At 70.2% G+C, this 12,438-nt stretch carries 12 protein-coding genes; 3 read left to right on the top strand and 9 right to left on the bottom strand.

Translation table 11 applies throughout. The features are described 5' to 3' along the window. The first annotated feature begins 2 nt into the window (after window positions 1-2). The gene (locus tag ACWD5D_RS05460; RefSeq protein ID WP_451371461.1) at window positions 3-884 is read left to right on the top strand and encodes an ester cyclase; all 882 of its coding nucleotides are present in this window, start codon (window positions 3-5) and stop codon (window positions 882-884) included. Window positions 885-1,181: 297 nt separating this feature from the next. On the opposite strand, the gene ACWD5D_RS05455 is transcribed toward ACWD5D_RS05460, so the two are convergent. The 3 genes from ACWD5D_RS05455 to ACWD5D_RS05445 form a co-directional block, all read right to left on the bottom strand. After that, complete coding sequence (locus ACWD5D_RS05455) at window positions 1,182-2,090, bottom strand: glycosyltransferase (RefSeq protein ID WP_451371460.1); 909 nt, start codon at window positions 2,088-2,090, stop codon at window positions 1,182-1,184. A 17-nt stretch (window positions 2,091-2,107) separates the two neighbouring features. After that, the gene (locus ACWD5D_RS05450) at window positions 2,108-2,920 is read right to left on the bottom strand and encodes an AfsR/SARP family transcriptional regulator (RefSeq protein WP_451371459.1); all 813 of its coding nucleotides are present in this window, start codon (window positions 2,918-2,920) and stop codon (window positions 2,108-2,110) included. Window positions 2,921-3,209: 289 nt separating this feature from the next. Further along, entirely contained in the window at window positions 3,210-3,833 is a 624-nt protein-coding gene (locus ACWD5D_RS05445; RefSeq protein WP_451371458.1) for a dTDP-4-dehydrorhamnose 3,5-epimerase family protein, read from the bottom strand. 213 nt (window positions 3,834-4,046) lie between these two features. Here ACWD5D_RS05445 and ACWD5D_RS05440 point away from each other — a divergent pair, with 213 nt between their 5' ends. Next, window positions 4,047-4,745 carry a hemerythrin domain-containing protein gene (locus ACWD5D_RS05440; protein ID WP_451371457.1) on the top strand — a complete coding sequence of 233 codons (699 nt, stop codon included), beginning with the start codon at window positions 4,047-4,049 and terminating at the stop codon, window positions 4,743-4,745. Between the two features lie 130 nt (window positions 4,746-4,875). On the opposite strand, the gene ACWD5D_RS05435 is transcribed toward ACWD5D_RS05440, so the two are convergent. The 4 genes from ACWD5D_RS05435 to ACWD5D_RS05420 form a co-directional block, all read right to left on the bottom strand. Next, on the bottom strand, window positions 4,876-5,862 hold the full coding sequence (locus ACWD5D_RS05435) for an aldo/keto reductase (protein WP_451371456.1): 987 nt from the start codon (window positions 5,860-5,862) through the stop codon (window positions 4,876-4,878). 46 nt (window positions 5,863-5,908) lie between these two features. Continuing rightward, window positions 5,909-6,913, bottom strand: a complete 1,005-nt coding sequence (locus tag ACWD5D_RS05430; protein WP_451371455.1) for an NAD-dependent epimerase/dehydratase family protein — start codon at window positions 6,911-6,913, stop codon at window positions 5,909-5,911. A gap of 67 nt (window positions 6,914-6,980) precedes the next feature. Beyond that, complete coding sequence (locus ACWD5D_RS05425) at window positions 6,981-8,372, bottom strand: NDP-hexose 2,3-dehydratase family protein (protein WP_451371454.1); 1,392 nt, start codon at window positions 8,370-8,372, stop codon at window positions 6,981-6,983. Between the two features lie 56 nt (window positions 8,373-8,428). Further along, a complete protein-coding gene (locus tag ACWD5D_RS05420; RefSeq protein ID WP_451371453.1) occupies window positions 8,429-8,899 on the bottom strand; it encodes a nuclear transport factor 2 family protein in 471 nt (156 codons plus the stop codon). A 200-nt stretch (window positions 8,900-9,099) separates the two neighbouring features. Here ACWD5D_RS05420 and ACWD5D_RS05415 point away from each other — a divergent pair, with 200 nt between their 5' ends. Continuing rightward, window positions 9,100-9,519, top strand: coding sequence for an ester cyclase (locus tag ACWD5D_RS05415; RefSeq protein WP_451371452.1), 420 nt, complete (start codon window positions 9,100-9,102; stop codon window positions 9,517-9,519). 90 nt (window positions 9,520-9,609) lie between these two features. Here the strand turns inward: ACWD5D_RS05415 and ACWD5D_RS05410 are convergent, their stop codons facing one another. After that, window positions 9,610-10,731, bottom strand: coding sequence for a glycosyltransferase (locus tag ACWD5D_RS05410; protein ID WP_451371451.1), 1,122 nt, complete (start codon window positions 10,729-10,731; stop codon window positions 9,610-9,612). 154 nt (window positions 10,732-10,885) lie between these two features. Continuing rightward, entirely contained in the window at window positions 10,886-12,325 is a 1,440-nt protein-coding gene (locus ACWD5D_RS05405; RefSeq protein ID WP_451371583.1) for a DHA2 family efflux MFS transporter permease subunit, read from the bottom strand. Between the last annotated feature and the right edge of the window lie 113 nt (window positions 12,326-12,438).

Genomic DNA, 12,438 nt, shown 5'->3' with positions numbered 1-12,438 from the left:
CTGTGACCACTGCGACCACCACGAACCCGACGCTGACAGCGTGGGAGAGCACCGAGGAACGCAACAAAGCGACCATCCGGCGCGTCTTCGCCGAGTTCGTCAACCAGGGCGACTTCTCGCTCGTGGACGAGCTCTACCGGCCGGACGTCGTCGACCACGAGGGCCTGCCCGGCGCGCCCGAGGGCGCCGAGGGCGTGAAGTACACCATCGCCGGACTGCGCGAGGCGTTCCCCGACTTCCACGTCACCATCGAGGACATCAGCGCGCACGACGACATGGTCGTCATCCACAACACCTGGCGGGGCACTCACCTGGGCGACCTGCTCGGCATCGCGCCCACCGGCCGGAAGTTCCTGTCCGTCGGCATCGTCATCTGGCGGTTCGACGAGGAGGGCAGGATCGCCGAGCGCTGGGCGCACGGTGTGGCGTCCAACATGTTCGCCGCGCTCGGCATGCGGATGCTGGCGCCCCGCAAGGGCGGCCGGCGCGCCGCGGAGGGCACCCGGTCCGTGATGCGCACCGTGCCGCTGCGCAACGCCAAGCCCGTGGCCTGGGACCGGCTCACCCAGGAGCTGCAGGGACCGCGCCGGCGCGAGTACGAGGCCTCCCGGCGCAGGCTCGGCATCACCCACGAGGTGCTCCGCATCGACCCGCGGCCCGAACGGGACTACGTGATCGTGCACTTCGAGACCGCGGACCCGGAGCGGACCAGGAAGCGCTGGCTGGAGTCGAAGCACCCCTTCGACCTGTGGCTGCGCGAGCAGATCCTCGACATCCACGGCGAGGATCCCTGGGCCGGCCCCGCCACCTCCTGCGAGTCGATCGGCCTCACCTGGACGACGCCGCCGCGGCTCACCCCGGATCAGCCCGACGGATCCCGCTGACCGGCGCACGGTCGGCCGACCCGTGTTCGAGCCGTCTTCCAGACCCGGCCGGCAGACTGGCTCATGACGCGGCCCCGCTCCTGAGACCTGATCCGCAGGGCCGTCCGGACCGACGGGCCCGCGCCGTACATCCCCCGGCGGCGCGGGCCCGTCGTTTTTCCCGCTGCTCTTCTGTTCCTGTCGCTCTCGCGTTCTGTTTCTCTCGCGATCTGTTTCTCTCGCTCTCGCGCCGATCCCTCCTCACTCCTTCCCACTCCTTCCCACTCCTTCTCGCTCCTTCTCCCCGACGTCAGCGCGTCAGCGCGTCAGCGCCTCGATGCCCGGGACGAGGTCCCCCGGCGACGGCATGCGGGCGATGGTCCGGCCCAGGCGGGCGGCCGCGGGCAGCACACGACCGCCGTTGACCAGCTCGGCGATGTGGAAGCGCAGCCGGAGCATGCTGGGGTCGCCCGCCAGCTCGTCGTCGGGGAGGCAGCGGCCGATGCCGGCCTGCTCCAGGCGCGCCCCGGCCCGCCGTTCCTCCTCCCCCGCCGGCAGCACCAGCTGGGAGACCCCGAACCGGGCGGCCGCGTACACGACCCCCTCGTCCCCGCCGTGCACGACGACGACGCAGCCGGGCAGCAGCAGGCTCCAGGGGTGGTCGTCGCCGGTCAGCACGAGGAGTTGCAGGCCGAGACTCTCGACGCCCTCGGCGACGCGCCGGAAGAGTCGCGCGCGGCGCCGGTCCTCGGGCCGACTCCCGGCGGGCACTCCGGTGATGCAGACGCGCGGCAGCAGCGACGACCCGGTGAGCCAGGGCGCCGGCTTTCCGGGCAACTCGTAGGCGTCACAGCGCACATGCCAGGCACCGGGCTCCGGTCGTTCCCGCAGCGGCGGGGGACAGGGGTCGATCCAGACGGTCGGCCGCGGCGACAACGGCGGGTGGGCGTACGGAAGATAGCCGATGGTGGGCACCCCGGACATGGCCGCCATGGCGGTCGAGTCGGGGCACAGCGGATCGTGGACCACCAGGTCGGGCCGCCAGGCCCGGCCGAACCGCTGCGGATCTGCCAGCACCGGGACGAGTCCGGCCCGGGCCACGCGGTGGCGGGCCCGGGCCGGACAGCAGAAGCGGACCTCGTTACCGGCCGCCTGCAACGCCCTGGCGAGCAGGACCAGTCGCAGCACGGCCGGCAGACCGAGGCCCCCCGAGAACAGCACTCGCACGGATCCTCCCTGGACGGTCACCCGGTGAAGCGGTCGAGCACCCGCCCGGTCCCGGGGTCGACGTCCAGTGCCGGGTCGCTTCCGAGCACGGCCCGCTGCAGACGCTGCAACCGCTGTGAGGGCTCGATGCCCAGGTCCTCCACGAGGTGGGTGCGCAGGTTCTGGAAGACCTCGAGCGCGGCGGAGGGGCGCCCGGCCCGGTAGAAGGCCACCATGGACTGGGCGTGCAGGCCCTCGTGCAGCGGGTGCCGGGCGGTCAACGCGGTGAGTTCGGTGAGCAGTTCGGCATGGCGGCCGAGCCGGAGCTCGACGTCGTTGCGCCGCTCCAGCACCCCGAGACGGCTCTCCTCCAGCCGCATCGCCTCGATCTCGAGCAGCGGCCCGGTGCGTACGTCGACCAGGGCCGGGCCCCGCCACAGGCCGAGGGCCTCCCGGAACAGCCGCGCGGCCTCCTGGTTGTCACCCCGGTCGAAGGCGCGCTGGCCGAGAGAGGACAGCCGGTCGTACTCGTGGACGTCGATGCTGCCCGGCTCGGCGTGCAGGAGGTATCCCCCGTGCCGGGTCAGCAGCAGTTCCTTGGAGCCGCCGGGTTCTCCTTCGAGCGCGTTCTCCATGCAGCGCCGCAGCTGGAGGATGTACGTCTGCAGCGTGGTGAGCGCGCTGCGCGGCGGGGCGTCTCCCCAGATCTCCTCCATCAGCGCGGAGACCGGCAGGACCTGGTTGGCGTAGATGGCGAGGAGCGTCAGGATCTGCCGCGGCTTGGCCGCCGTGGGCAGGATCGGAACGCCCCTCAGCTCGGCGTCCAAAGACCCCAGAACGAAGATTCGCATGCGGGCCCCCCTTGTCTCTGTCGTCGGACCTCGAACATCCCATGCGGTCCGCCGCCCGGACAGTGCGTCACTCCTCCTCTGCCGGGTGTCTCCGTCCTGCTCAGGGCATGAGTTATTCATGGTCAGCGGGACGGGCCGCCGGCCGGTCGACGGGCGTCCCGGACATGACGGAGGCCCCGCGTGTCCGCATGACACGCGGGGCCTCCGGTCCGACAGGTCCGACAGGTCCGACAGGTCCGACAGGTCCGACAGAGAGGCGAGCCGGAACCTCGGTGGCTCAGTCGGTGGCTCAGTCGGTGGCGAGCGTGGGACGGCCGTACAGCCTGAGGCAGTCCTCGTAGGCCGGCAGCAGCCCTTTGGCCAACGCCTCCTGGACGGTGGGCGCGGCCAGGTCGTCGTCGGTCATCACCGGCGCCTCGGTGAGCCCCCAGGGCAGGGCGAGCGCGGGGTCGAGCGCGCTGACCGTGTAGGCGGATTCCGCCGTGTACGGCCGGGAGCTGTGACAGGCGACGGCCGTGTCGTCCTGCAGGGCGAGCCAGGCATGGCCGAAGCCTTCGGGGACGAACACCCCGGACACGTTGCGGTGGTCCAGCCAGACCGTCTCGTACCGGCCGAAGTCCGGGGAGCCGACCCGCAGGTCCACCACGACGTGCACGGCGGCGCCCCGCACACAGCCGAACAGCCTGGCACGGCTGTCCGGGCCCGTGGTGCCGTGGACACCGCGCAGCACCCGGCGCCGTGCGACCGACAGTTCGCTGCAGCGGATCGCGAAGGGCCGTCCGACCGCCTCCTCGACGTGGTCCTGGCGGAACGCCTCGTAGCGCACGCCGGCCTCGTCCTCGACGGCCCGGGGCGAGACCAGGAACACGTCCGGGAGGGCGAGTTCGCTGATTTCCAGGCCACTGAGATCCATGGCGACTACGGTAGAAGCCGCTGCTCAAGACCGGGTGGAGCGGTGCGGGCGCGGTCAGCGGGCCTGCCTTGAGCCCTCTCCCGCCGAAGGCGATCCGACCGCCCCGGAGCACGCCCACCGCCGGCGGCTCAAGCGGAATTCGAGCGCTCCCACGTCAAGCTGGAGACGATCCCGGTTCCCGAGTCCGGTAACCCCCACGAAAGGAACACGTACATGACCTCGTCCACGTCCGACCAGTCCCAGGCTCCCGGGAGCGACTCCGGGTACGGCGGGTTCGACGCCCAGGAGATGGCGATCGTCCACCGTGCCTTCCGGCGGGAGCTCCGGCTGATCGGCGAGATGATCGCCGCGGTCGCCCCGGGGGACGTCAAGCGCGCCGCCGTCCTCGCCGAGCACTTCACCGACCTGCGCACCGGGCTGATCAACCACCACCAGGGCGAGGACGAGTTGCTGTGGCCGCCGATGCTCGCCCGGGTCGGACCCGAACGCGAGGTCGTCCTGCGCATGGAGGCCGAGCACGAGCGGGTCGTCGAGACCCTCGACGCGGCCGACGACCTGGTCAAGAAGTGGTCACCCACGGCGGACGCGGAGACCCGCGACCGCCTCGTGGCCGCGATCGAGGAGCACCGCACCGTACTGGTCGAGCACCTCGACGACGAGGAGGCACACCTGCTGCCTCTCGCCGAACGGTTCCTCACCGCCAAGGAGTTCGGCGCACTGGGCGATCACTTCGCGCAACACACCCCCAAGACCAAGCTGTTCAAGTTCTTCGGCATGGTCATGGAGGACGCCGACGAGCGCGAACGCGCGATCATGCTCGGCAACGTGCCCGCACCCGTCCGCCTGCTGTGGCGCCTGCTGGGCCCGCCGCTGTACGCCCGCACCATGCGCCGGGTCCGCGCCACGGCCTGACGTCCGGGGGGACTACACGGCCCCGTCGAGCATCGGCTCGGCGGGGCCCAGTGCTGCGAAGCGGCCGGCGCGTGTGCCGGCACATGGCGTTTCGGTGAGGCGGGCGTCGATGCGGGCGAGACGCTTCAGGTCAGGTCAGCCAGCAGTCGGGGGCGGGGCCACCTCGACCGACCGGCGGGAAGAGTTCGTCGAGCTCGGCCAGCACCGACTCCGGCAGCGCACACTCCAGAGCTTCGAGTGCGCCCTCGATGTGCTGCTCCGTCCGAGGCCCGATCACCACACCCGTCACACCGGGGCGGGACAGTGTCCAGGCCATACCGACCACCGCCGGGTCCAGGCCGTGATCGGCACAGAGCTTCTCGTAGGCCTCGATGGTGTCGTGCTGCGCGTCCAGGGCCTCCAACGCACGGCCCTGCGCGGACTTGACGGCGGAGTTGGTCCGCATCTTGCGGAGCACGCCGCCGAGCAGGCCGCCGTGCAGCGGTGACCAGGCGAAGAGACCGAGTCCGTACGCCTGGGCGGCGGGAATCACCTCGAGTTCCGTGTACCGGGTGACCAGGTTGTAGACGCACTGCTCCGTGACCAGGCCCAGGCTGTTCCTGCGCTGCGCGACCGCCTGCGCGGACGCGATGTCCCAGCCGGCGAAGTTGGACGAGCCGACGTAGCGCACCTTGCCCTGAGCGACCAGGAGGTCCATGGCCTGCCACACCTCGTCCCAGCCCACGGACCGGTCGAGGTGATGCATCTGGTACACGTCGATCCAGTCCGTGCCCAGCCGCCTGAGCGATGCCTCGCAGGCTGCGACGATGTTGCGCGCGGACAGGCCGTGGTCATTCGGGCCCTCGCCCATCGGGTCGCCCACCTTGGTGGTCAGGACGACCTGGTCGCGGCGGGCGGGGCTCTTGCCGAGCCATCGGCCGATGACCTCCTCGGTGTGGCCCTTGTAGACGCGCCAGCCGTAGATGTTGGCGGTGTCGACCAGATTGATGCCCCGCTCCAGGGCGTGGTCCATGAGGCGGTGCGCCTCCGGCTCCTCCACCCGGCCACCGAAGTTGACGGTGCCGAGGGCCAGCCTGCTGACCCGCAGACCGGTACGGCCCAGCTGTGTGTAGATCACGCGACCTTCTCCTCCTTCAGGGATGAATGCTTACGCGACGACCGGCTCAGGACACCTCTGTCTCCCGGCCGCTGGAGCAGAACTCCGTCGTCATGCGCAGGCCCTCCTCAAGGGACACCTGCGGTTTCCAGCCGGTGGCGGCCCGGAACGCGGAGGAGTCGATGGTCGCACTCCGGAAGTCGATGGCCTCGGCGTACTCCGGCGGCTCCACGGAGACCACCGGCACCGGTTCCTTGCCCGTCTGTTCGGCGACCAGCGCGGAGACCCTGCTGAACAGGGGCCCGAGCGGGGCCCCTTGGCCGGTGCCGAGCAGCCAGCGCTTTCCCGCGAGGACGTCCATGCGGGGGATGGCGGCCCAGAAGGCGCGGGCGACGTCATCGGCGTGGAGCAGGTCCCGGCGGACGGTTCCGTCGTGCCACATGGTCAGGGGCTCGCCGGCCACCGCGCGGCGCGTCATCGTGGAGACGATGCCCTTGTCCCGGGCGGTGGACCCGGCGCTGTAGCCGTACACCGTGGTCAGGCGCAGGGAGGCACCACGCACCGTTCCCGCCGCGTCGGCCTCCAACAGCAGTCGCTCCGCCTGAAGTTTCAGCCGTTCGTAATATCCCTTCGGCCGGTCGGGTTCGGTGCCGTCCAGGACCTCCTTGTCCGAAGGGCCGGCCGCCGTGACCGATCCCGTGAACAGGACGGTCGCCGGCGCCTTCGAATCGGCTCGGTCGCCAAGGGCGTGCAGCAGGTCCTGCATCAGGCCCACGTGAACGCGTTCGGCTCCTGTGTCGCCATCCGCTATGCGCCAGGTGGACGCCCCTGCGATGTACGCCAGCGAGTGGATGACGACATCGGCGCCGGCGACGGCGGCGGCCATCCGGCCAGGCTCGGTCAGATCCGCGGAGAGCACCTCGATCTCGGCACGGGCGTCCTCGGGGACAGGGCACTTCCTGCGGGAGACGGCCCGTATCCGGACCGGGTGCCGTGCCAGCTCGCGGAACACGGCGGATCCGACGAAGCCTGCGGCGCCCAGCACCACGATGAGCGGGGAGTTCTCGGTCACAGCGCTGCCTCCAGCATCCGGGCGGGGTTCGGTTCGGGGAGCGGGCCGCCGGCCAGGGTGATCCCTTTCACAGAAGACATGCGGCCAGGCTCCGGGCCTCGACGTTGACGTGGTATCCGAATTGAGTCAGGCCGTTGAGCAGATTGAGGGTCATCCACCGGTAGTTGTCCGGCGCCTCGATCTCGTGGTCCTCGGGGATTTCGACGACCAGGTGGCGCGTGTCCGCCCGGGAGAAGCGGCCGCCGTCCTCCGACTGGACGGCGTCCAGCCGGATCCAGGATTCGGGTGCGTCGAGATATTCCGTCAGCGGCGGGAAGTCCTGGGGGCCGCGGTGGTAGCCCGGAGAGAACTGCACGGTGGGCGCGAGTTCGAGACGGTCCGTCAGGCCGGGCTGGACCATGGCCTGGACCAGGAACCGCAGTACCCCGGCCCGCCGTTGGCAGATCAGGGCCACGACGTTTCCGGGGCGCGGCTCCAGCATGGGCTGCCACCACGTGCCGACCTCCCGGCTTGTCGCCTGGACCGACGTGCCGATGATGTCGAAGATGCGGCCGTCGCGATGACGGATGCTGTCGTCGTCGACGATCCATTCGTCCATGTCCCGCAGACTGGTCCGCCTGACGTCCAGGCTGAACGTCGCTTTCCGGTCGAAGAGCCACGTCAGCGCCCCGGAAAGGTCGTCGGCCGAAGACGGCGTCCGATGCGACTTCAGGAGCTCGGCGTGGAATCCGTCAGGCTGCTCGGCGGATGGCAGGAGCCGGTCGCCGTCGGCAGCACCGTAGGCTATTCCGGAAAGCACGGTACGGGCATTCATGTTGACGCGATTTCCCAGCATGAGCTGCTCGCGCACCTGACCCAGCGTCAGCCAGGTGAAATCGTTCTCGACAGGTACTTCCTCGTCCTCGGGCACCTCGACGATCATGTTCCGATTTCTCTTGTACAGGTACCAGAAGCCGTGCTCGGAAAGGAGTTGGTCGAACAGGACACGTCGCCGCGTGCCCTCCAGGAAGTACTCCAGATACGGGGTGGCTCTGCCGCCGTGGACGCGTCGGTAGTTGCTCTGCGTCGCCTGGACGGTCGCCGCGTACTGGACGAAGGCGGTGTTCCCCGGCTCCATCTTCGCCTGCATGAGGAAATGGAGCACGCCGTCGAACCGCTTGGCGATGATCCCCAGGATGCCTATCTCCGGCTGGACGATGATCGGCTGGGACCAGTGCGGCACAGGTCCGAAATCCGTCCGTACAAAGAGCCCTTCCACCGTGAAGAACTTGCCGTCCGCGCGGCTGAGCCGGTCACCGAGGTGCCAATTCGGGAGAGCGGCCAGTGGCACCCGCTCGACGTCGTACGAGGCGGACTCCTCCCGTTCCTTGAGGAAGGCGCCCGCGTCGGGGGTCAGCGGGGACTTCGACACCATCGCCGACGCCAGGAAGTCCTCGGCACCGTTCACCTCGGGCTGCATCCTGCTACTTCCTTTCAACGTTACGGGCCATGACGGGCGAGCCGGCTTCGTGAGGGTCAGGCGAGCTGGCGGGCGAAGGTGGCCATGTCGAAGTAGAGGGTCTCGTCGATCAGCACGTCGCCGTCGAAGTGGAAGAAGATCGCCACCGGGGCGTCGACGGTCTTGCCGCGGTTGGGGATACCACGCCAGTCCGCCTCCTGCTTGGCACGGAACTGCGCCTCCACGATCACGGCGGTCGGCGTGTGGTGCACCTGGAACAGGCCGTGGTCGGCGACCGGGAACGCCTTCTGCAGTTCGGCGAAGTAGCCCTTTTTGATGGCCTCTTCACCGATCAGCGGGGACTCCTCGAACGGGATGACCCGGTACACCCCGCCGCGCGGGAATGTCGCGAGCACCCCGTCGATGTCCCAGGCGCCCTCGGCGATGGTGTGCTCGATGACGACCGCCTCGCGCCGCCCCCGCAACTCCTCGTCGGGCTGCGGCAGGTCCGCGCCGGGCAGCGTGAACTCGTGCTCCTCGGTGGCCATGGGGACTCCTTCAGACAGTGGCTGATTCGGTTCGCGAACCGACGCTAAGCCGCCCCCCTCGCCTGTCCCTCGCGCTCCGCTGGAGCGCACTGGTGCTCGCCGCGACCGCGCGCCCGTGCGCATGCTCCAGGGGGATTCGACCGCGGGTGGCGATGCTTCGACCACATCGTTCGTCTCCAACCCCGTCAGGAGAGGCCGGCATGTCGAAGAATCACCACGCTCTCGTCCGGAGCTTCGTGGACATGATCAACAGCCATGACATCAGCACCATGCCGGAGCACACGGCGTCCGGACACATCGACCACAACCCTGTGGTGGCCGACGGCATCGAGGCCAACCAGGCTTTCTGGGTCCAGGTGTTCACCGCCTTCCCCGACCTGAAGGCCGTGCTGCACGACGTCATCTCGGAAGGGGACCGGGTGGCCGCCCGCCTGGAGTACTCCGCGACCCACCAGGGCACGTTCCTCGGCATACCGGCGACCGGCCGCTCGGTGAACTTCCAGTCCATCGACATCTGGAGGGTGGAGGACGGGCTGCTCGCCGAGCACTGGGACCAGCTGAACATGGACGACCTCTTCCGGCAGCTGGGGGTCGACCCGGCGGCGCTCGCGCATTCCTGAACGAGCCTCGCGCCACCGCCGCCTGCCGTCCCCTACGCACCGTGCCCCGCGCTCGCAGATGAGCGCGGGGCACGGTGCGTAGGGGGCCTTTCAGCCGACGAACTCGGGGAACCTCGCGACCGTGTCGGCCGGCCCGGGCAGGGCCGCGATCTCGCGGGCCACCCTGCGGGCCGCCTCCTGGTGCGCACCGTCGGTCAACAGGACGCGCATCTCGGTCTCCACCGCCTCGGCGGACACGTCCTCGCCGAGCAGCAGACGGCCCGCTCCGGTCGCGCGCACCGCGGGCGCGTTGCCGAAGCCGTCGCTCTCCGCCGGCAGGATCAGCTGGGGCAGCCCCGCGGCCAGCGAGGTCAGCGTGGTGCCATGGCCGCCATGGTGGATGACGGCGGTGGCGTGCCGCAGTGCCTCGGCCTGCGGCACCCAGGGAAGCGCGACGACCCGGTCCGGCAGCTCACCCAGCTCGGCCGGGTCCACCAGAGCGCTCGTCGCGACGAGGACCCGTACGTCCAACGGCAGCAGGCCGTCGATCACGGTGCGCAGCCGCTCCGCGGAGCCGACCACCGTGCCGAAGCTCAGATAGACCAGAGGGCCCTCCCCCTGGGTGACGCTCGCGGGCAGCTCGCCCGGTTCGCTGAAGGGGGTGGGCCGCTGCGGGATCACCTGGACACCCGAGGCCAGGAACTCCTGGTTCTGCACGACAGGAGGGCAGATGTCGATGTACGGGTTGCCCAGGGCCGGATCCTGGCCGATCTTGTCGGCCACCCCCAGGTCGCCCGCCGTGGCGAACAGCTCCCGCGGGATCAGCGGGTCGGACGAGACCCGGCCGATGCTCTGGGACACGGCGGGCACACCCGCCGCCGCGGCCGCGAAGCCGGCTCCGGGATTGAGGCTCTCGTAGACGACCAGATCCGGCCCGACGGCGTCGAGGACCGGGGTGAGATCCGCGAACACACTGCGCGGCAGCACCGAGCCGAACGCCTTCACGGCCAGGCCCGCCAACACCTCGGGCGGAATGTCACTGGCCTGCACGGAACCGCCGTTGGCCTCCAGGAACGCCTGGCCGCCGGCCGCCTCGATGAACGCCTCGGGGACGGTGAGCCCGCTGGTGACCGGCCGCAGCGCCGCCTTCTCGACGATCGGGTGGAACTGCTGGTGGGTGGCGAACCAGACCTCGTGCCCAGCCGCATGTGCCGCCCGGGCGAGCGGAATCAAGGGGAATACGTGTCCGTAGTTTCCGAGGCTTGCGAAGAGAACCTTCATGTCGCGCACGGCCTTTCTGCCGGTGGCGTGAGGAGGGATGACGTGCTGCCGACCCGCGGCCCGACGCGATGTCGTCGAGTGGGGCCGCGGGTCGGCGTACGAGGTGTCAGCGGGTGGCCGAGGCGGTCGGCGCGACCGCGTCCCGGGCCGGTTCGCCGCTGTGCTGCTCCTGCGCACCGGCGGGCCGGGTGGAGAAGAGCATCACGACCGCGGCGATCGCCATGGCCGCCGCACCGACCCACAGGGCGGGCACGAAGCCGTCGACGAAGTTCTGGCCCGACGCGTAGCCGCCGTTGTGGATGAAGACGGTGGTGAGGACGGTCACGCCGAGCGGCGCTCCCAGCTCGCGGGCGGCCGAATTCGCGCCGGAGGCGATGCCCTGCTCGGAGGCGTCGACGGAGCTCATCGTCAGGGTGAACAGCGGGGCGAAGAAGCAGGCGACGCCTACGCCGCCCAGGAGGAAGCCGGGCAGTTGCTCGGCGTAGGACGCGTCGGGGCTCAGCACCAGCGCCCAGTAGGCGAATCCGGCGGCAAGCATCACGAGTCCGAAGACCGCCACGGGACGTCCGCCGATCCGGTCCGACATCATGCCCGCGACGGGCGCCACCACGATCGGCATCGCCGTCCACGCCAGCATCCGCACGCCCGCCTCCGTCGGCGTCATGTGCTGGATGTTCTGCATGAACTGCGTGATGAGGAAGACGACGCCGTACATGCCGAAGGCCATCAGCAGGGCGCCGGCGTTGACGGCGCTGAAGGCCCGGTTGCGGAACATGCGCATGGGCAGCATCGGAGCGCTGCTGCGCAGCTCCCACTGGACGAACGCGACGATCAGCACGGCACCGGCCACCAGGGGGCCCAGGACCTGCGGGGAACCCCAGCCGTCGTGGCCGCCCGCCCGGATCAGGCCGTAGACGAGGCCGAGGATGCCGAGGCTGATCAGGGCCGTGCCCGGCACGTCCAGGCGGTTGTTCGGACCGCGGCTCTCGGCCAGACCGCGCCAGGCGGCCGGGGCGAGCAGCAGGCCCACCGGCACATTGATCCAGAAGATCCAGTGCCAGGAGATGTGTTGCGTGACGACACCGCCCACCAGGGGGCCGCCCGCGATGGACAGTCCGCTGACCGCGCTGTAGATGCCGAGGGCCGCGCCCCTCTTCGCCGCGGGCACGGCGTGGGTGAGCAGGGTGAGGGAGAGCGGCATGATGATGGCGGCGCCGACACCCTGGACCACGCGGGCGGCGATCAGCTCGCCGATGCCCGGTGCCAGAGCGGCCCCGGCCGACGCGGCGGTGAACAGCAGCAGACCGGCGATGAACATCCGGCGGCGCCCGAACCTGTCGCCCAGGGCGGCGCCGAACATCATCAGCACGGCGAACGACAGCGTGTAGGCGTTCACCGTCCATTCCAGGTCCTTCAGGCTGCCACCAAGGTCGTCCCTGATGGTGGGCAGCGCGATGAGGACCACCAGATTGTCGAGCCCCGCCATGAAGGCGGTCAGGCCCGTGATCAGTGTGGCCACGCCCGGGGATTTCCCCACCCCGGCCATGTTGCCGCCGGCGGCGACCTTGTCAGTACTCATTCGGGGATTTCCTTCCGACTTCACCATGGAGGGACAACGGTTTCCGTCGCGGGGTCGGTGACAGAGCGCCGGCCCGATGC

It is taken from the genome of Streptomyces sp. NPDC002520 (genome assembly GCF_053595235.1).
Note: the sequence above shows the minus strand (reverse complement) of the source record. Positions and strands in the feature narration are given on the sequence as shown.